At 63.5% G+C, this 19,132-nt stretch carries 16 protein-coding genes and 1 tRNA gene; all 17 read left to right on the top strand.

Features of this window, described 5'->3' with window-relative positions:
- The first annotated feature begins 13 nt into the window (after positions 1-13).
- The 17 genes from V6M89_RS17525 (at position 14) to V6M89_RS17445 (ending at position 19,109) form a co-directional block, all read left to right on the top strand.
- Positions 14-730, top strand: a complete 717-nt coding sequence (locus tag V6M89_RS17525) for a response regulator (protein WP_332854363.1) — start codon at positions 14-16, stop codon at positions 728-730.
- 90 nt (positions 731-820) lie between these two features.
- The gene (locus V6M89_RS17520; protein WP_332854362.1) at positions 821-2,482 is read left to right on the top strand and encodes an AMP-binding protein; all 1,662 of its coding nucleotides are present in this window, start codon (positions 821-823) and stop codon (positions 2,480-2,482) included.
- Positions 2,483-2,492: 10 nt separating this feature from the next.
- Entirely contained in the window at positions 2,493-4,865 is a 2,373-nt protein-coding gene (locus V6M89_RS17515) for a bifunctional salicylyl-CoA 5-hydroxylase/oxidoreductase (RefSeq protein WP_332854361.1), read from the top strand.
- Between the two features lie 79 nt (positions 4,866-4,944).
- Positions 4,945-5,736 (top strand): SDR family NAD(P)-dependent oxidoreductase, encoded by a 792-nt coding sequence (locus V6M89_RS17510; RefSeq protein ID WP_332854394.1) that lies wholly within the window; start codon positions 4,945-4,947, stop codon positions 5,734-5,736.
- Between the two features lie 14 nt (positions 5,737-5,750).
- The gene (locus tag V6M89_RS17505) at positions 5,751-6,284 is read left to right on the top strand and encodes a MarR family winged helix-turn-helix transcriptional regulator (RefSeq protein WP_332854360.1); all 534 of its coding nucleotides are present in this window, start codon (positions 5,751-5,753) and stop codon (positions 6,282-6,284) included.
- A gap of 11 nt (positions 6,285-6,295) precedes the next feature.
- Positions 6,296-7,150 carry an enoyl-CoA hydratase family protein gene (locus tag V6M89_RS17500; RefSeq protein WP_332854359.1) on the top strand — a complete coding sequence of 285 codons (855 nt, stop codon included), beginning with the start codon at positions 6,296-6,298 and terminating at the stop codon, positions 7,148-7,150.
- On the top strand, positions 7,150-8,313 hold the full coding sequence (locus V6M89_RS17495; protein ID WP_332854358.1) for an acyl-CoA dehydrogenase family protein: 1,164 nt from the start codon (positions 7,150-7,152) through the stop codon (positions 8,311-8,313). Before V6M89_RS17500 ends, V6M89_RS17495 begins: the two co-directional genes overlap by 1 nt.
- Complete coding sequence (locus V6M89_RS17490) at positions 8,313-8,705, top strand: RidA family protein (RefSeq protein WP_332854357.1); 393 nt, start codon at positions 8,313-8,315, stop codon at positions 8,703-8,705. Before V6M89_RS17495 ends, V6M89_RS17490 begins: the two co-directional genes overlap by 1 nt.
- A 143-nt stretch (positions 8,706-8,848) precedes the next feature.
- A complete protein-coding gene (locus V6M89_RS17485) occupies positions 8,849-10,321 on the top strand; it encodes an MBOAT family O-acyltransferase (RefSeq protein WP_332854356.1) in 1,473 nt (490 codons plus the stop codon).
- 8 nt (positions 10,322-10,329) lie between these two features.
- The gene (locus V6M89_RS17480) at positions 10,330-11,361 is read left to right on the top strand and encodes a hypothetical protein (protein ID WP_332854355.1); all 1,032 of its coding nucleotides are present in this window, start codon (positions 10,330-10,332) and stop codon (positions 11,359-11,361) included.
- 129 nt (positions 11,362-11,490) lie between these two features.
- Positions 11,491-12,204, top strand: a complete 714-nt coding sequence (locus V6M89_RS17475) for a PEP_CTERM-anchored TLD domain-containing protein (protein ID WP_332854354.1) — start codon at positions 11,491-11,493, stop codon at positions 12,202-12,204.
- Between the two features lie 80 nt (positions 12,205-12,284).
- Positions 12,285-12,359, top strand: a tRNA-Arg gene (locus tag V6M89_RS17470).
- 114 nt (positions 12,360-12,473) lie between these two features.
- Positions 12,474-14,369: an ATP-binding cassette domain-containing protein gene (locus V6M89_RS17465; RefSeq protein WP_332854353.1), complete on the top strand. Its 1,896-nt coding sequence runs from the start codon at positions 12,474-12,476 to the stop codon at positions 14,367-14,369.
- A gap of 147 nt (positions 14,370-14,516) precedes the next feature.
- Positions 14,517-15,230, top strand: a complete 714-nt coding sequence (locus tag V6M89_RS17460) for a CAAX prenyl protease-related protein (protein ID WP_332854352.1) — start codon at positions 14,517-14,519, stop codon at positions 15,228-15,230.
- 100 nt (positions 15,231-15,330) lie between these two features.
- Positions 15,331-16,527: an XrtB/PEP-CTERM-associated polysaccharide biosynthesis outer membrane protein EpsL gene (gene epsL / locus V6M89_RS17455; protein WP_332854351.1), complete on the top strand. Its 1,197-nt coding sequence runs from the start codon at positions 15,331-15,333 to the stop codon at positions 16,525-16,527.
- 8 nt (positions 16,528-16,535) lie between these two features.
- Entirely contained in the window at positions 16,536-17,918 is a 1,383-nt protein-coding gene (locus V6M89_RS17450; protein ID WP_332854350.1) for an undecaprenyl-phosphate glucose phosphotransferase, read from the top strand.
- A gap of 261 nt (positions 17,919-18,179) precedes the next feature.
- Positions 18,180-19,109 carry an EpsD family peptidyl-prolyl cis-trans isomerase gene (locus tag V6M89_RS17445; RefSeq protein ID WP_332854349.1) on the top strand — a complete coding sequence of 310 codons (930 nt, stop codon included), beginning with the start codon at positions 18,180-18,182 and terminating at the stop codon, positions 19,107-19,109.
- The last annotated feature ends 23 nt before the right edge of the window (positions 19,110-19,132 follow it).

Here is a 19,132-nt window from a genome sequence, read left to right as displayed (position 1 = left end):
CACAGGGAGTCTCATGAAAGTTCTGGTAGTCGACGACGATGTCGTCTCGCGCATGGTGTTGATGCACCTGATCGACAGCTGCGGCAAGTTCGATATCGTCGAAGCGGAAGACGGCGCCGACGCCTGGCAGCAGCTGGAAGCCGGCTTGCGTCCTGCGATCTGCTTCTGCGATCTGCGCATGCCGCGCCTGTCCGGCATGGAGCTGCTCCAGCGCGTGAAGGGGCATGCGGAAATCAACACCATGCCCTTCGTGCTGGTGACGTCGGCCAACGACAAGGATACCGTGCAGGAAGCCACCAATTCCGGCGCGGCCGGCTATATCGTCAAACCATTCCAGGCCGAGCAGGTGCGGGTGCATCTGGTGAATTTCCTCGACCAGGCGGTCAGCGGCTACGAGCACCAGGCCGAAGATCCCGCCACCACCATGCGCCGGCTGGGCATCAACGCCGAGCGACTTTTGGTTTATCTGAGCGGTTTCCAGAACCAGCTGACCGCCGCCAGCGGCGATCTGGAGGTCTTGCTGGCCAAGGCCCAGCAGCCGGAGGCGCAGGCCCGCATCGACCGCCTGCACGCCGGTTGCGTCACGCTGGGGCTGGACGGCGCGGCCGTCGCGCTGAAAAGCTTCGATCCGGGCAGCCTGTCCAACGAGGCGGTGCAAGCGGTGCTGGCCGATGTGGTGCGCGCCGTGATCCACCAATCCGGCCTGGTGCGGCAGGGCGTCTCCACCTGAGCGATAGCACTTGATGTTGAGATAGTTTAGGTTTAAAGTATCTGCTGGGTGAGCAGCGGATACCGAACGACCTTCAACTTCAGGGCGACCATGACCAGACCGACAGCCAGTTCTGCCAGCGCTTCCGTTGCCAACGGCGACAGCGCGCATACCGACCGCTACGCGCGCGAGCACTTGCCGCCGCCGGAGCAGTGGCCCGAGTTGCGCTTCGACCTGCCCGAGCTTCAATATCCGCCGCGCCTCAATTGCGTGGCGGAGCTGTTCGACGGCGCGCTGGCCGGCGGCGCCGCCGAACGCGTCGCGGTGCGCGGCGAGCAGCTCAGCTGGACCTACGCGCAGCTGCTGGAACAGATCGACCGCATCGCCCACGTGCTGCGCGGCCCGCTGGGACTGGAGGCGGGCAACCGCGTGCTGCTGCGCGGCGCGAACAACCCGATGATGGCGGCCTGCGTGCTGGCGGTGCTGAAGGCCGGCTGCATCGCGGTGCCGACCATGCCGCTGCTGCGCGCGCGCGAGCTGGGGACGATCGCCGGCAAGGCCGAGATCAACGCCGTGCTGTGCGCGGACGGCCTGCGCGCCGAAATGGAGGCGGTGGACTTGCCCGCCGCCGTGCGGGCGAAGACGCTGTGGTTCGGCGCCGTCGACGCCGGCGCGGCCGGTTCGCTGGAGGCATTGATGGCGCAGCAGCCGGCCAGCTTCGATGCGGTGGATACGGCGGCCGACGACGTCTGCCTGATCAGCTTCACCTCCGGCACCACCGGCATCCCCAAGGGCACCATGCATTTCCATCGCGACGTGATGGCGATCTGCGATTGCTTCCCGCGCTCGGTGCTGGCTTCGCAGCGCAGCGACGTTTTCATCGGCACGCCACCGCTGGCCTTTACCTTCGGCCTGGGCGGCTTGCTGCTGTTCCCGCTGCGGGTCGGCGCGACCGCCGTGCTGCTGGAAAAGCTGACGCCGGAAACCCTGCTCAAGGCGATCGAACAATACCGGGCCACGGTGTGCTTCACGGCGCCCACCTTCTACCGGCAGATGGCGCCGCTGGCCGACAAGTACGACATCGGCAGCCTGCTCAAGACCGTCTCCGCCGGCGAGGCGCTGCCGCTGGCCACGCGCGAGAGCTGGCGCCAGGCCACCGGGCTGGCGATGATAGACGGCATAGGCGCCACCGAACTGCTGCACATTTTCATCTCGGCGGCGGGCGACCAGATACGGCCCGGGGCCACCGGCAAGCCGGTGCCGGGCTACCAGGCCTGCATCCTCGACTACGACGGCAATCCGGTCGGGCCGGGCGTGATTGGCCGGCTGGCGGTGAAAGGCCCGACCGGCTGCCGCTACCTGGCCGACGAGCGCCAGCGCGACTACGTGCTCAATGGCTGGAACCTGACCGGCGACGCCTACGAAATGGACGCCGACGGCTATTTCTACTACCGCTCGCGCACCGACGACATGATCATCTCGGCCGGCTACAACATCGCCGGGCCGGAAGTGGAGGACGCGCTGCTGCGCCATCCCGCCGTGGCCGAATGCGGCGTGATCGGCCGGGCCGACGAGGAGCGCGGGCAGATCGTCGAGGCCCACGTGGTGCTCAAGCCGGGCCACGAGGCGTCGCCGGAGTTGACGGCGCAGTTGCAGGAGTTCGTCAAGGGACAGATCGCGCCGTACAAGTATCCGCGCGCGATCCGCTACCTGACCGCGCTGCCGCGCACCGAAACCGGAAAACTGCAGCGCTTCAAGCTACGTACCGAATAAAGAGAATCGCATGAATATTGTTTGCATAGGCGGCGGCCCCGCCGGCCTGTATTTCAGCCTGTTGATGAAGAAGCAGGACCCGTCCCGCCGGATCACGGTGGTGGAGCGCAACCGTCCCTACGATACCTTCGGCTGGGGCGTGGTGTTTTCCGACCAGACGCTGGGCAACCTGATGAACTCCGACGAGGCGACCGCGCGCGCGATCCTGCAATCGTTCAACCACTGGGACGATATCGACGTCTTCTTCAAGGGCGAGAAGGTCACGTCCGGCGGCCACGGCTTCTGCGGCATCGGCCGCAAGCGCCTGCTCAACATCCTGCAGCAGCGCTGCGAAGAGCTGGGCGTGTCGTTGGTGTTCGAGACCGACGTGATGGACGACCAGGAGATCGCCGCCCGCTACAACGCGCAGCTGGTGATCGCCTCCGATGGCCTGAACAGCCGCACCCGCACCCGTTACGCCGACAGCTACCAGCCGCAGATCGAAGCGCGCCAGTGCCGCTTCGTGTGGCTGGGCACGCGCAAGAAGTTCGACGCATTCACCTTCGCCTTCAAACAGACGGAGCACGGCTGGTTCCAGGCCCACATCTACCAGTACGACGGCGACACCTCGACCTTCATCGTCGAGACGCCGGAATCGGTGTGGCGCGCGGCGGGGCTGGAGGACATGAGCGCGGAGCAGTCGATCGCGTATTGCGAGCAGCTGTTCGCGGAGCAGCTGGACGGGCACGGGTTGATGTCCAATTCGACGCACCTGCGCGGCTCCGGCATGTGGATCAAGTTCCCGCGCATCGTCTGCGGCCAGTGGGTGCACTGGAACGGCGATGTACCGGTGGTGCTGATGGGCGACGCGGCGCATTCGGCGCATTACTCGATCGGCTCCGGCACCAAGCTGGCGCTGGAGGACGCGATCGAACTGGCGCGCTGCTTCGGCCAGCATGCCGACGCGGCCGCCGCGCTGGCGGCGTATCAATCGGCGCGCGCGGTGGAGGTCATCAAGCTGCAAAGCGCGGCGCGCAATTCGATGGAGTGGTTCGAGAACGTCGACCGCTACACGGCGATGGAAGCGCCGCAGTTTGCCTATTCGATGCTGACCCGCAGCCAGCGCCTGTCGCACGAAAACTTGCGCCTGCGCGATGCGGCCTACGTGGCGGACTATGAGCGCTGGTTCGCCGCCCGCGCCGGCGAACAGGCCGGCCTGGTGCCGGCCAAGGCCGCGCCGCCGATGTTCACGCCGTTCAAGGTGCGCGACGTCGTCTTGAAAAACCGCATCGTCGTCTCGCCGATGGCGCAATACAGCGCGGTGGACGGCGTCGTCGGCGACTATCACCTGGCCCACCTCGGCGCGCGCGCGCTTGGTGGCGCGGCGATGGTGTTCGCCGAAATGACCTGCGTATCGGCCGACGCGCGCATTACGCCGGCCTGTCCCGGCATGTACGCGCCGGAGCATACGCAGGCCTGGAAGCGCATCGTCGATTTCGTCCATCAGCACAGCGACGCGAAGATCGCGCTGCAGCTGGGCCACGCCGGCGCCAAGGGCTCGACCCGTGCCATGTGGGACGGTATCGATCAGCCGCTGCCGGGCAGCCAGGACAACTGGCCGCTGGTCTCCGCCTCGCCGCAGCAATACCTGGCCGGCATATCGCAAACCGCGCGCGCCATGACGCTGGCCGACATGGACCGCATCGAAGCCGATTTCGTGCGCGCCACGCAGGCGGCCGACGCTGCGGGCTTCGACTGGCTGGAACTGCACTGCGCGCACGGCTACCTGCTGTCGTCCTTCATCTCACCGTTGACCAACGAGCGCGGCGACGAATACGGCGGCAGCCTGGAAAACCGCTGCCGCTATCCGCTGCGCGTGTTCGCCGCGATGCGCGCCGCCTGGCCGCAGCACAAGCCGATGAGCGTGCGCATCTCCGCGCACGACTGGGTCGAAGGCGGCATCACGCCGGACGACGCGGTGCATATCGCCCGCCTGTTCAAGGCCGCCGGCGCCGACATGATCGACTGCTCGTCGGGCCAGGTCAGCAAGCTGGAAAAGCCGGTCTACGGCCGGATGTTCCAGACGCCGTTCGCGGACCGCATCCGCAACGAGGCGGGCATAGGCGCGATCGCGGTCGGCTCGATCTTCGAGGCCGATCATGCCAACGGCATCATCGCCGCCGGCCGCGCCGACTTGTGCGCCGTCGGCCGCCCGCACCTGGCCAATCCGGCGTGGACGCTGGCGGAAGCGGCGAAGATCGGCTATTCCGCCATCGCCTGGCCCAAGCAGTATGTGCCGGCCAAGCAGCAACTGGAACGCAATCTCGAACGCGAACGCCAGCTGGCGGCGGCCAACACCGGCCTGACGCCGCAGCAGGTCGCGGCCAAATTGCTGGAAGGGTGAGCGTATGAGCGAGATAAACAAGACCGCGGCGCGCGACGCCTATCTGGCGCCGGGTTCCGCCTCGGCCGGCGGTGCAGGCATGGGCGGCCTGCCGCTGTCCGGCAAGCACGCGCTGGTGACGGGCGGCGCGCGCGGCATCGGCGCCGCCTGCGCGCAGGCCTTGCTGCTGCGGGGCGCGCGCGTCACGCTGGCGGGCCGCGATGCGCAGGCGTTGCTGGCCGCCGTCGAGTCCATGAGCGCCATCGCCCAGCCGCTGGGCGGCGCGGTCGCCATGCAGGTGCTGGACGTGACCGATGAGGAATCGGTGCGCAGCGGCTTTGCCGCCGCCGCATGCTTCGGCCGCATCGATATCCTGGTCAACAACGCCGGCCAGGCAGCGCCCGCGCCGTTCGGCAAGACCGACGCCGCGCTCTGGCAGCGCATGCTGGACGTGAACCTGACCGGCACCTTCCACTGCGCCCAGGCCGCGCTGCCCGGCATGCTGGAAGCGAAGTGGGGCCGCATCGTCAACGTTGCCTCGACGGCGGGGCTGGTCGGATATCGTTACGTGTCTGCCTACGTCGCCGCCAAGCACGGCGTGATCGGCCTGACGCGCGCGCTGGCGCTGGAGGTGGCGACCAAGGGCGTGACGGTCAACGCCGTGTGCCCCGGCTACACCGAAACCGATATCGTGCGCGAGGCGGTCGCCAACATCGTCGCCAGGACCGGCCGCAGCGAGGACGAGGCGCGCGCCGAACTGGCCGCCGGCAATCCGCAGAAGCGGCTGGTGCAGAGCGAGGAAGTGGCCAGCGCCGTGGCCTGGCTTTGCCTGCCCGAAGCGGGCGCCATGAATGGACAATCCGTCGCCGTCGCCGGCGGCGAAGTCATGTGAAGTTCGAGGAAACTATGCCACCATTTTCAGATAACGATAACGAACCAAACCCGGTCGATGATGAGGACGCGCCGGTGCTGGACCTGGCCAGCCGCCTGACGCAGGACCATCACCAGTCGCTCAAGCTGTGGCTGCGCATGCTGTCCTGCACCGTCAGGATCGAGAACGAGATCCGCAGCCGGCTGCGCGCCAGCTTCGGCATCACCTTGCCGCGCTTCGACCTGATGGCGCAGCTGGAACGCTATCCGCAAGGCCTGCGCATGGGCGAGCTGTCCAAGCGCATGATGGTCACCGGCGGTAACATCACCGGCATCACCGACCAGCTGGAGCAGGAGAAGCTGGTGGTGCGCGTGCCGGATCCGAAGGACGGCCGCGCCTACAGCGTCAAGCTGACGGCGGCCGGCCGCAAGGCCTTCGCCACCATGGCGGCCGAACACGAAGGCTGGATCGCCGAACTGTTGCAGGACATGTCCGGCGCCGACAAGAGCCAGCTGATCGACCTGCTGTCGCAGATGAAGCGGCACCTCAACGCCTCGGACGAAAAATAAGGAACCACACCATGCGATATCTTCCCGGCGAAGCCCAGCAACTGCCCGGCAACCGCGCCGCGCTGGCCGACTACCAGGCCAATCATTTTCTGTTTGAAGTCAGTGGCGGCGTCGCCACGCTGACCTTGAATCGCCCCGAGCGCAAAAATCCGCTGACCTTCGATTCCTACGCCGAGCTGCGTGACCTGTTCCGCGCGCTGGCCTATGCCGACGACGTCAAGGCCGTGGTCATCACCGGCGCCGGCGACAACTTCTGCTCCGGCGGCGACGTGCACGACATCATCGGCCCGCTGACCAAACTGGATATGCCCGGCCTGCTGGCGTTCACGCGCATGACGGGCGACCTGGTGAAAGCCATCCGCGCCTGCCCGCAGCCCATCGTGGCGGCGGTCGACGGCATCTGCGCCGGCGCCGGCGCGATCCTGGCGCTGGCTTCGGACATCCGCCTCGGCACGGCGCGCAGCAAGACCGCCTTCCTGTTCACGCGGGTCGGCCTGGCCGGCTGCGACATGGGCGCCTGCGCCTTGCTGCCGCGCGTGATCGGCCAGGGCCGGGCGGCCGAGCTGCTGTACACCGGACGGTCGATGTCCGGCGCGGAGGCCGAGCGCTGGGGCTTCTTCAACAGCCTGCAGGAACCGGAAGCGCTGCTGGCGGCGGCGCGCGCCTTCGCGCAAGGCCTGGCCGACGGCCCGACCTTCGCCCACGGCATGACCAAGAAGATGCTGCAGCAGGAGTGGAATATGGGCGTCGACGAAGCCATCGAGGCGGAAGCGCAGGCGCAGGCGATCTGCATGGCGACCAACGATTTCCACCGCGCCTACCATGCCTTCGTGGCCAAGCAAAAACCTGAATTCGAAGGCGACTGATGAGCGATAAAACCTATCTGGAATGGCCGTTCTTCGAGCCGCGCCACGCGCTGCTGGAGCGCGAGCTCGATGCCTGGGCCGCGCAGCAGATCGCCCAGCATCACGAGGCCGACGTCGATGCCGCCTGCCGCCGGCTGGTGCGCCAGCTGGGCGACGCCGGCTGGCTGCGGCATGCGATCGGCGGCGCGGCGGGGGCGGGCATCGATACCCGCGCCATCTGCCTGATCCGCGAAACGCTGGCGCGCCACAACGGCCTGGCCGATTTCGCCTTCGCCATGCAGGGACTGGGTTCGGGCGCCATCAGCCTGCACGGCACGCCGGCCCAGCGCGAGGCGTATCTGCCGCGCGTTGCGCGCGGCGAGGCGATCGCCGCCTTCGCGCTGTCCGAGCCGCAGGCCGGCTCCGACGTCGCCGCCATGCAGTGCGCGGCGGTGCAGGATGGCGATCACTATGTGCTCAACGGCGAGAAGACCTGGATTTCCAACGGCGGCATCGCCGATTTCTACGTGGTGTTCGCCCGCACCGGCGAGCAGCCGGGGGCGCGCGGCATCAGCGCCTTCATCGTCGATGCCGATACGCCGGGCTTCGAGATCGCCGAGCGCATCCAGGTGATCGCCCCGCATCCGCTGGCGCGGCTGGCGTTGCGCGATTGCCGCGTGCCGGCCGCGCAGCGCATCGGCGCGGCGGGGCAGGGCTTCAAGGTGGCGATGTCCACGCTGGACGTGTTCCGCACCTCGGTGGCGGCGGCCGCGCTGGGCTTCGCGCGGCGCGCGCTGGACGAGGCGCTGGCGCACGCCATGCAGCGCAAGATGTTCGGCCAGGTGCTGTCGGACTTCCAGCTGACGCAGGCCAAGCTGGCGCAGATGGCGACCGGCATCGACGCCGCCGCGCTGCTGACCTACCGCGCCGCCTGGCAGCGCGACCAGGGCCGCAATGTGACCAAGGAGGCGGCGATGGCCAAGCTGACCGCCACCGAAACGGCGCAGCAGGTGATCGACGCCGCGCTGCAGATGTTCGGCGGCCTGGGCGTGGTCAGCGAGCAGCCGGTCGAGCGGCTGTACCGCGAGATCCGCGCGCTGCGCATCTACGAGGGCGCCACCGAAGTACAGCAACTGATCATCGCGCGCGAACTGCTGCGCGCGGCTAACACTAAGGAACAATGATGGAATTTCTTCAACCGCCGGGCTGGGTGCGGCCGCGTGGCTATTCGAACGGCGTGGCCGCCAGCGGACGCACGGTGTGCGTCAGCGGCATGATAGGGTGGGACGGGCAGGGCGTGTTCCACACCGACGACTTCGCCGGCCAGGTGCGCCAGGCGCTGCAGAACGCGGTCGAGGTGCTGGCCGAGGCCGGCGCGCGGCCCGAGCACATCGTGCGCATGACCTGGTACGTGCTGGATAAAAAGGAATACGTCGGCGCCTACAAGGAGGTCGGCGCGGCCTACCGCGAGATCATCGGCCTGCATTTTCCGGCCATGACGGCGGTGCAGGTGGCCGGGCTGGTCGAGGACCGGGCCCGGGTGGAGATCGAGGTGACGGCGGTGGTGCCGCTCTGACCAAGGGGCGGCAAAGGCGGAGCGGGCAGGGAGTGGGCAACAGTGTTGTCGTCTTGTAAATTTCAGTTTACTATACTGCAAATTTCATGCGATCGCCCGGCTGTTGACTGCGGCGCCGATTCCTATTTAAGAGTAGCCCAGACGTGCTGTTTAATTCCTTTCCTTTTTTCCTCGTCTTCCTGCCGCTGGCCTTGCTAGGCTACTTCCAGTTATCGAAATACTCGTTGCGTGCGTCAACGGTGTTCCTGATGGCTGCGTCGGTGGCTTTCTACTGCTACTGGGACGTGCGCTACCTGCCGCTGCTGGCGCTGTCCGTGATAGGCAACTTTACACTGGGCCGCCAGATTTCGCGCCATGTCGAGCACGGACAGGACCGCGCGGCCAGAACTAGCTTGATCGTCGGTGTGGTACTGAATCTGGGCGTGCTGTTTTTCTTCAAGTATTTCAACTTCTTTCTCAATAACCTCGCGGCCTTGACCGGTGTGCCCAATGAAGTGGCGCCGATCGCGTTGCCGATCGGCATTTCGTTCTTCACCTTCACGCAGATCGCTTATCTGGTCGATAGCCGGCAGGGCAAGGTGCGCGAGTCCCGGCCGGAAAACTACGGTTTGTTCGTGACCTATTTCCCGCATTTGATCGCCGGCCCTATCCTGCATCACAAGGACATGATGCCGCAGTTCGACCAGCCGGAATCGCATCGCTTCTCGCAGGGGCGGCTGGCGGTCGGTATGTTGTTCTTTACCGTGGGCCTGTTTAAGAAGGTGATACTCGCCGACGGCGTGGCGCGCTATGTGGCGCCGGTGTTTGACCTGCACTACGCCCACCTCACCCAACTGGAAGCCTGGGCCGGCGCGCTGGCCTACACCTTCCAGCTGTATTTCGATTTCTCGGCCTACTCCGACATGGCCTATGGTCTGTCCTATATGTTTGGCATCATCTTGCCGATCAATTTTAATTCGCCTTACCGCTCGCTCTCGATCATCGAGTTCTGGCGCCGCTGGCATATCACCCTGTCGACCTTCCTGCGCGACTATTTGTACATTCCGTTGGGCGGCAACCGCCGCGGCGGCGCGCAGCGCTACGTCAACCTGATGATCACCATGTTGCTTGGCGGGCTATGGCACGGAGCGAATTGGACCTTTTTGGCCTGGGGCGGGCTGCATGGCCTGTATCTGGTGATCAACCACGCGTTGCGCCACCTGCTGGGGGAGCGCCAGTGGCCCGGCCTGAAGCTGGCCGGCGCGGTGGCGACCTTTATGGCCGTGGTGCTGGGCTGGGTGTTCTTCCGCGCGAACTCGATCGACATCGCGCTGGAGGTGCTGCGGGCCATGTGGGGCGGCACTTACCTGGCGTCGGCCGGCGTGCCGACACTGGGCGTCAATCGCATCATGGATGTGAGGGCGTGTGTCGGCTGGCTGGCCGTTTGCGCGCTGGTGGCGTTCTGCCTGCCGAATGCCTATCAGATGCTGGGACGCGGCCTGCTGCGCGAGCGCGAAGCCAAACTTGGCGCGCGCCTTGGGGCTTTTTTGCTCGGCGGGTCTTTAATGTTGTGCCTGGCATTGCTGGCGATCGGCGAGACGCGTGGCGCTTCTGAATTCTTATACTTCAATTTCTAGACTGCCGCATGCGAACTTCATTTTATCTTTTTCTGGGTATTGCCTTCGTGCTGGCCGTGCTGGAAGCGGCGTTGCAGCTGGCGCCGGTCAACACCGGCTTGCGCAAACAGCCGACCAGCGCGAGCTCACCTAATTTCCGTTTTGTGCCAGACCAGCGCTACACGTATTCGGTCGGCTGGGCCCTGGACAATACGCGTCGCGGCCAGATTAATCATGACGGCTACAACAACTCAGCGGACATGCGCGACGGCGCCACAGCGATGGTGCTGGGTGACAGCTATATCGAAAGCCTGATGCTGGACTACCCGGATACGGTGCAGGGGCAGTTGGACCGGGCGCTGGGCGGCGGCGTGTATGCGGCGGCGGCGTCAGGCAACGGCCTGGCGGATTCGGTGCAGTTGATGCGCGAACTGGGGCCAAAATTTCATCCGAAAAATTTCATCTTATTTGTCGAGGCCTATGACGTTATTACGTTGCTCGACGCGCCTGCGCGTGGCCACAGTGGCTTTGTCATCCACGACGGCGTGGTCGGCATCGAGCACAGCGGCTATCAGGAATCCAGGGCCAAGACCTTGGTGTTTCGCTCGGCGCTGATACGCTATGCGTTCACCAACCTTAAGTTCCCGACCTGGTTCAGCGCCAAGCTGGCGTCGTTGCGGCACCGGGCGCCGGATGCCGCGCCGGATGCCGCCGCGCTCAGCGCGCAGCGCGGTCAGATGCTGGACTACTATTTTGATCAGCTGCGGCTACTGTCGGCGCAACAAGGCAGCAAGGTTATTTTCCTGATCGATGCCGACCGCGAACGCATTTACAAAGACAGCGCGCGCAGCATCAGCTGGCAGCCCGGCGACCGCGAGTGGATCGTTCAGCGCGTGCGCGACGGTGGCTTCCCGCTGGTCGACCTGCAGCCGACGTTCACCCAGTACTGGCAGCAGCGGCATGAGCGCTTCGATTTCGAGCCGCTGGACGGCCATTGGAACAAGCTGGCGCACGCGCTGGCCGCAAAGCAGATTCTGCCGTTGCTCGCGCCGCGTGATTAATGCCATGCTGTATTAAGGAATGCACAAAATAAATAAAAAGGCACCAAAAATAAAGCCGGGCGATGAATTGTGCTATATTTAATAACCACATAGCACAAGATTTTAATTTTCATATCTGCCGAGGAAATCATGGGGAAATACATCAATCGCAGCGTCTGCGCTCTGCTGGCGCTGGTATCGTTCGGATGCGGGGCTCCCGCCTTCGCTGCCACTTCCTTGCTCAGCGCCGCCGACCAGGCCCAACTGGGTTCCTGGTTAGGTGAAGGGCAGATTAAGCTGACCAATATTTATACCAAGGCCGCCGGCGACACGTCGGTAGAGTTCCATGCAGCGGTCGACGGGAAGGGCCGGACGTTCGCGGTGATGGAAGCCACCAACGAACACGGACAGACCTGGCTGGTGGGTGGGTATGACCCGCAAAGCTGGTCGACCAAAGGCTCGTTCAATATTACGGCGAACCAGTCGGACCGCACCGGTTTCCTGTTCAATCTGACGAATGGATCCAAGCATCAGCAAACGCCGAAGACGTATTCGTTGGATACGCTGGGTTCCTATCAGACCTTCAATCATATCGACTACGGACCGACCTTCGGCGCCGGCAACGACTTATATGTTGGGAAGGACATGACGCACGGCCTGTCGCTGATGTATTCGTACATAGACGAAAACGGTGTTAATTTCTACACCAGCCTGCTGGATGGTTCGCCCTACGCAGGTCCGAATGTGACCTATGGCGCGATTCAGGTGTATAGCATCGCTGCAGTGCCGGAGCCGGCAACGGCGGCAATGCTGCTGGCAGGGTTGGCCGCGCTGGCCCTGGCGCGTCGCCGCCAACGCGGATAACAGGCCGGCGCCCCCGCTGCAGGTGAGGCGCCCCTGTTCGTAAAGGATGTCAGCCTGTACAATTGCGCTGCTCTCAGCGTGTCGCCATAGTTCAACGGATAGAACAGGTTCCTCCTAAGAATCAGATACAGGTTCGATTCCTGTTGGCGACACCAGCACGCGGCGGGCAGAAAATGCGCCGCCATTCACCACAGCCGTTACAATATCGGCTTCATTCATCTCACGGCTTTGATTTGGCTTGCAAGCAAATCGCCGGCTCAGCACTCACTATGGCAGTCATCTCACTTTCTTCTGCGCAATTGGCGTTCGGCCACGTTGCGTTGCTCGACCATGCGGAATTCTCGCTGGAAACGGGCGAGCGCGTCGGACTCATCGGCCGCAACGGCACCGGCAAATCGTCTTTGTTGAAAATCATCTCGGGCCGTTTCAAGCTCGACGATGGTTTGCTGGTCATGCAGCAGGGCATCAAGATTGCCTACGTCGAGCAGGAGCCGGTATTCGACCCGGAGATGACGGTGTTCGACGCCGTCGCCTCGGGCATGGGCGACTTGCAGGATCTGCTCAAGGAGTACGACGCGCTGACCGGCCAGTTCGGCCAGGGCAACGATGACGCGGTGATGGAGCGCATGCACGACATCCAGGTGAAACTGGACGCCGCCGACGCGTGGAGCTTGCCCAACAAGGTGGAGACGGTGCTCGATCGCCTCAACCTGACCGGCGACATGTTGATGAAGACGCTTTCCGGCGGCATGCAAAAGCGCGTGGCGCTGGCCCGCGCGCTGGTATCGGCGCCTGACGTGTTGCTGCTGGATGAGCCGACCAACCACCTCGACTTCAGCTCCATCATGTGGCTCGAGGGCTTGCTGCGCGACTTCAAAGGCAGCGTTTTGTTTATCACCCACGATCGTTCCTTCCTCGACAATGTTGCAACCCGCATTATTGAGCTGGACCGTGGCCGCTTGTTGTCGTACCCGGGCAACTTCACCACCTACCAGACCCGCAAGGCGGAGCAGCTGGAAAACGAAGAGGTGGAGAACGCCAAGTTCGACAAATTCCTGGCGCAGGAAGAGGTGTGGATACGCAAAGGCGTCAAGGCGCGCCGGGTGCGCGATGAAGGCCGTGTGCGCCGCCTGGAGGCGCTGCGCGTGCAGCGCGCGGTGCGCCGCGATCAGCAGGGGCAGGTCAAGCTGGAAGTGACTGCGGGCGAACGCTCGGGCAAGATCGTCGCCGAGCTGGAAAATGTCAGCAAGCGCTTTGGCGAGCGCGTCATCGTGAGTGATTTCACCGGCACCATCTTGCGCGGCGATAAGGTTGGCCTGATCGGCGCCAACGGAGCCGGCAAGACCACGCTGCTGAAAATGATACTGGGCGAGCTGGAGCCGGACGGCGGCGTCGCCAAGCTGGGTACCAAGCTGCAGGTGGCGTACTTCGACCAGATGCGCACGCAGCTCAATGAAGAAGCCAATCTGATGGAAACCATCGCGCCCGGCAGCGACTGGGTCGAGATCAACGGCCAGCGCAAGCACGTGATGAGCTATCTGGGCGACTTCCTGTTCGCCCCTGAACGTGCCCGCTCGCCGGTCAAATCGCTGTCCGGCGGCGAGCGTAACCGCCTGCTGCTGGCGCGCCTGTTTGCCAAGCCGGCCAACTGCCTGGTGCTGGACGAACCGACCAACGACCTGGACATCGATACCCTGGAACTGCTGGAAGAATTGCTGGAAGACTACACCGGCACGGTGTTCCTGGTCAGCCACGACCGCACCTTCCTCGACAACGTCGTGACCCAGGTCATCGTCGCCGAAGGACAGGGTAAATGGCGCGAGTTCGTTGGCGGCTACAGCGACTGGGAGCGCGTCCGCGCCACCCTGCCCGCCACGCCGGCGCCGGTCAAGGCGGTCAAGGCCGAGGCGGCGCCCGTGGCGGCGCCCGTCAAGCAAAAGAAACTCAGTTTCAAGGAGCAGCGCGAACTCGACGAGCTGCCGCAGCGCATAGCGGCGCTGGAGAATGAGCAGTCCGTGCTCAATCTGCAGCTGTCCGATCCGAATTTCTACAAGAAGAATGCCGCCGAAGCCAAGCGTATCCACGCCCGGGTCGAGCAGATCGACGCCGAACTGCTGGAAGCGTTGGAGCGTTGGGACGCGATAGAGCGCGCCAAAGCTGGTTGAAAATGTAACTCGATTGTAAATCTGTCTACAGCGCCGGTTCAAGATGTTGTAGTATATTCACGGTTTCGGCTGCCTCAGGGCGGCCGCCTTTTTTATCGCTACGTCGGGGACGGTGAGCAATGGTATTAATCGGGCAGAATCGGCGGAGTGGCGTGGGAAAAGCGCGGTCCGCCACGGGTCTATTTTCTATTTTCCGAGGTGGCCGTGTTCAGTCGTGAAAGCTGGCCCCGCATTCTTCCCTTTGCCGTCTACATAGCCTTCATCGTGATTGCCGACCTGCTGGGGCGCGCAGGCATGGCGGACCTGCGCTGGTTGTATGCGGTGAAGATCGGCATCGTGGCGGCTATCCTGGCCTTCTACTGGCGGCAATATACGGAATTGGCCCATTGGGACTTGCGGCCGGCGGCGCTGCTGCTCTCGGTGATCGCCGGGGTGGTGGTGCTGGTGTTGTGGATTAACCTCGATGCCGGCTGGATGGTGGTCGGCGCCTCCGCGGGATTTGATCCGCATGAGGGAGAGCGGATAAACTGGTTGTTGGTGGCGGTGCGCGTGGCGGGCGCCGCGCTGGTGGTGCCTGTGATGGAGGAGTTGTTCTGGCGCTCCTGGCTGATGCGCTGGATCGCGTCGGCGGATTTTCTGGATCGGCCACCCGCGCACGTTGGTGTGAGAGCATTTGTTGTGACTATGGTATTGTTCGGCGTCGAGCATAACCAATGGTTGGCTGGAATGGTTGCCGGGTCTGCTTATGCGTGGCTGTATATGCGTAATGGCTCGCTGTGGAGCGCGGTGATCGCCCATGGCGTGACCAACGGTCTGCTGGGTGCATGGATTATTGCAACTGGCGAGTGGACTTACTGGTAATATGAAAAAATCACTACTTGATATCTTGTAAAGACGATACCCAATGCTCAGTCTTGTGCGAAATTTTTTTGGTTCTGCCGGTACTCCCCATTCTGCCCCCATGCCGAAGCTCAGCGCCCGGCATGCTGCGTTGGCGATCGCGATCGCGACAGTTTGCGGCGGCGCGCAGGCCGCGCTCAGTGACACCATACACCCGTTTGTCTCGGCGTTCTATAGTTATGACGACAATCTTTTGCGTTTGCCCGATGGCGTCGATGCGCCGCTCGGCCGCTCCGACTCCCTGACGCAGTTGCAGGCCGGATTGAGCCTGGAGCGGCCCATCGGGCGGCAAATGCTGAGGGGGGAGGCCAAGATGTCGCGGGTCAGTTTCAGCCACTACGACCAGCTGAACTACAACGGCAAGGATTTGTCCGGGGAATGGCAATGGGCGGCGTTGCGTGATCTGTCGGGGCATGTCGGCGGTTCGTATGGCCAGACGTTGACGCCGTTTACCGATTATCACAGCAGCGAACGCAACCTGCGCACCTCGCGCCGCGTTTACGCCGACGGCAATTGGCGTTTCATGGCGAGTTGGCAATTGCATGCCGGCTTCAATCGCTACAAATACAACTACGACCTCAGCAGCCAGCGCTTCAGCGACCGGATCGAGGACGTCACCGACGCCGGCATCGACTACCTGGCCTCCAGCGGCAGCCGTATCGGCGTGCTGGCGCGTCATTCCAAAGGGCAGTATCCCAACAAGTTCGTGTTTGGCGGTGTGGCGCTGGATAACGGCTACCAGCAGGATGAGCTGAAAGCCAACATCTATTGGGTGCTCAGCGGCGTGACGCAAGTGCAGGTGCTGGCCGGCTGGGCGCGCCGCGAGCACGTGCAGTTTGTCTCGCGCGACAGCAGCGGCGCAAACGGTCGGGTCACCGGTTTCTGGACCCCCACGGGCAAGCTCAAGTTCACGCTGGCGGGGTGGCGTGAGTACTCGGCGGTGGAAAGCAGCCTGGTGAACAACAGCCTGAATCGCGGCGCCAGCCTGGACGGAACATGGCAGGCCACGGCCAAGTTGGCGGCCAACGCCCAGCTGCGCCGGGAAACCCGCGATTTCAGGCAGGACAACGCGGCTGCGCTGTCGAGCGACGCCTCCGACTCGGGCAAGCGCAGCTCGCTGGGATGGACCTATAAGCCGCAAGAAAACATCCAGTTCAGCCTCAGCCTGTATAAAGAAACCCGCACCGGTAGTCTCCTCGTGGGCACTGGCAGCTACAAGTCCACGGGCGCATCGTTGGGTGCGACGGGTCAGTTTTAAAGCACACCATGACTGTTAATGATATTCCCTTGATTTCGTTTTTTCAGCGCGTCCTCGATCCGCTGATCATTATGGGCACGCTGTATTTGTTTTCCATGGCGTATGGCGTGCCTTTTAGTGGTCATTCCCTGTTGCTGATGGTGCTGGCGTTTTTTGTCTCGTCGGCCATCTACCAGCATGTCGACCCTTACCGGACCTGGCGCAGCGGGCGCAAGCTGGCCTATTCGCGCGACGTGCTGGTGGGCTGGATGCTGACGGTGCTGGTGCTGGTGTTTCTCGGCGTCGTCAGCGGCTTGACCCGCTACGTCGACGAAACCGTCGTGCTGACCTGGTTCTGCGCCACGCCGTTCATCCTGCTGGGCTGCCATCTGGCGGCCGGCAAGCTGGGGCTGGACCCGACCCGGGCCAGCGAAGTGCGTTCCGTGGTGATTATCGGCGCCAATGATGTCGGGTTGAAGTTTGCGAAGACGATCAGCGGCCACCCCAATCTGTTCATGCATATGGACGGCTTCTTCGACGACCGCGAGCCGGATCGCTGGCCGCCGGACATGCAGCAGCCCATGCTGGGGCGGATGGCGGACATCGCCGGCTATGTCCGTGAGCACGGCACCAAGATGATTTTCATCAGCCAGCCTATTTCGGCCCAGCCGCGCATCCGCAAATTGCTCGATGAGTTGCAGGACACCACGGCGTCGGTCTATTTCTTGCCCGATATTTACGTGTTTGATCTGATGCAGGCGCGCTTTGACAATGTGGGCGGCATGCCGGTGATCGCGATCTGCGAGACGCCGTTTACCGGGCTCAATAGCCTGATCAAGCGCGCCAGCGATATCGTGATCGGTTTGATGATACAGATTGCGCTGTTGCCGGTGATGCTGGTGATCGCGCTGGCAGTGAAGCTCACCTCGCCGGGGCCGGTGATTTTCCGCCAGCGCCGCTATGGTTTGTATGGCGAGGAGATCATCGTCTATAAATTCCGCTCGATGACGGTGGCCGAGGATGGCGCCAAGGTGGTGCAGGCCACCAAGAATGACCAGCGGCTCACCAGGATCGGCAGTTTTTTGCGGCGTAGTTCGCTCGATGAGCTGCCGCAATTTATCAACGTGCTGCAGGGGCGCATGAGTATCGTCGGACCGCGTCCGCACGCCGTCGCCCACAACGAGCAATACCGCAAGTTGATCAAGGGCTACATGCTGCGCCACAAGGCCAAGCCGGGTATCACCGGCTGGGCCCAGGTGAATGGCTTGCGCGGCGAGACGGAAACGCTGGACAAGATGGAGGCGCGCATCCACTTCGATCTGGATTACCTGCGTAACTGGTCGCTGTGGCTGGATATCTGGATCATTTTGCGTACCGTAAAAGTGGTGTTGAAGCGCGATAACGCCCATTGAGGTGGAAGCGCAAGTTAGCTGATGACGAAGCGCGACAGTTGCTTTAGAATCTATAGTGTGAATTTTTAGGCAAAACCATTCGTGGCGGACGCGGGCGCATTTCGCTATTCAGGCGTGGTGGGCGCTCCGGCTCACGGGCAAATTGCGGCCGCCGTCGAACGGCGGCCGGGCAGCGGCGGGCGTGGCGGTCACAAACCGCGATGCTCCGCTTTGAAGTTTTTCTAAGGAACTATTTTGAACTACTCTCATATCATGACTTTGATGAACAGCACCTCCAAAACCACGGGTAAGCGGCTGTTGTGCGGCGGGCTGATTGTGCTGACGGCCACGGCGCTGGTCGGCTGCGGTCAAAAGGAAAAAAAGCCGGGCCAGGCGCTTGCCAGCGTCAATGGCGAAGAGGTCACGGTACTGCAGTTGAATGAGGAAATGCAGCGTTCCAACGTGCAGCCTGCGCAACAGGAGGCCGCCCGCAAACAATTGCTGCAGTCCTTGATCGACCGTCAGTTGCTGCAGAACGAGGCAGTCAAGGAAAAGATCGATCGCGATCCCAAGGTGGTGCAGTCGGTCGAGCGCGCCAAGGCGCTGATCGTGGCGCAGACCTATATGCAAAAGCGCGTCGGCAACGTCGCCCGCCCGACCAAGAACGAGGTGACCGAGTATTTCCAGCAGCATCCGGAGTTTTTCGCGCGGCGCAAGCAGTTCGACATGCGCCAGCTGGTGCTCGCCACGGCCGACGTCAATGACGCCCTGAAGGCGCACATGGACGCTGCCAAGACGCTGGACGACGTGGCCGGCTGGCTCGACGGCCACCAGGTGAAATATGCGCGCGCCCAGTTGACGCGCAATTCGGCCGAACTGCCGCCGGAAATGACGGCCAAGCTGCTGGCGCTGCCTAAAGGGCAGTTGTTCATCGTCCGCGAAGGCGAGCGCAGCCTGCTGATCACGATCGCCGAGGTCAAGGACGCGCCGGTCACGCTGGAGGCGGCCACCAGCCAGATCGAACAATTCCTGTTCAATAAGAAGACCAAGGAAGTGGCCGACGCCGAATTGCAACGCCTGCGCGCGGCCGCCAAGATCGAGTATTTCAACGCCGCCGACAAACCGGCGCCGGCGCCAGCCGCGGCGGGCGCCAAGCCGGCGGACGCGGCCAGCAGCAACGCGAACGAACGCGGCGTGGCCGGGCTGAAGTGAGCGGCGAATTTCTTACAATGGCA

It is taken from the genome of Duganella sp. S19_KUP01_CR8 (assembly GCF_036688705.1).
Lineage (GTDB): Bacteria > Pseudomonadota > Gammaproteobacteria > Burkholderiales > Burkholderiaceae_D > Rugamonas.
Note: the sequence above shows the minus strand (reverse complement) of the source record. Positions and strands in the feature narration are given on the sequence as shown.

Excerpts from the sequence above, each read along its gene's own strand:
- V6M89_RS17525 (WP_332854363.1), top strand. The coding sequence starts at position 14 with ATGAAAGTTCTGGTAGTCGACGACGATGTCGTCTCGCGCATGGTGTTG.
- V6M89_RS17520 (WP_332854362.1), top strand. The coding sequence starts at position 821 with ATGACCAGACCGACAGCCAGTTCTGCCAGCGCTTCCGTTGCCAACGGC.
- V6M89_RS17515 (WP_332854361.1), top strand. The coding sequence starts at position 2,493 with ATGAATATTGTTTGCATAGGCGGCGGCCCCGCCGGCCTGTATTTCAGC.
- V6M89_RS17510 (WP_332854394.1), top strand. The coding sequence starts at position 4,945 with ATGGGCGGCCTGCCGCTGTCCGGCAAGCACGCGCTGGTGACGGGCGGC.
- V6M89_RS17505 (WP_332854360.1), top strand. The coding sequence starts at position 5,751 with ATGCCACCATTTTCAGATAACGATAACGAACCAAACCCGGTCGATGAT.
- V6M89_RS17500 (WP_332854359.1), top strand. The coding sequence starts at position 6,296 with ATGCGATATCTTCCCGGCGAAGCCCAGCAACTGCCCGGCAACCGCGCC.
- V6M89_RS17495 (WP_332854358.1), top strand. The coding sequence starts at position 7,150 with ATGAGCGATAAAACCTATCTGGAATGGCCGTTCTTCGAGCCGCGCCAC.
- V6M89_RS17490 (WP_332854357.1), top strand. The coding sequence starts at position 8,313 with ATGGAATTTCTTCAACCGCCGGGCTGGGTGCGGCCGCGTGGCTATTCG.
- V6M89_RS17480 (WP_332854355.1), top strand. The coding sequence starts at position 10,330 with ATGCGAACTTCATTTTATCTTTTTCTGGGTATTGCCTTCGTGCTGGCC.
- V6M89_RS17475 (WP_332854354.1), top strand. The coding sequence starts at position 11,491 with ATGGGGAAATACATCAATCGCAGCGTCTGCGCTCTGCTGGCGCTGGTA.
- V6M89_RS17465 (WP_332854353.1), top strand. The coding sequence starts at position 12,474 with ATGGCAGTCATCTCACTTTCTTCTGCGCAATTGGCGTTCGGCCACGTT.
- epsL (WP_332854351.1), top strand. The coding sequence starts at position 15,331 with ATGCCGAAGCTCAGCGCCCGGCATGCTGCGTTGGCGATCGCGATCGCG.
- V6M89_RS17450 (WP_332854350.1), top strand. The coding sequence starts at position 16,536 with ATGACTGTTAATGATATTCCCTTGATTTCGTTTTTTCAGCGCGTCCTC.
- V6M89_RS17445 (WP_332854349.1), top strand. The coding sequence starts at position 18,180 with ATGAACAGCACCTCCAAAACCACGGGTAAGCGGCTGTTGTGCGGCGGG.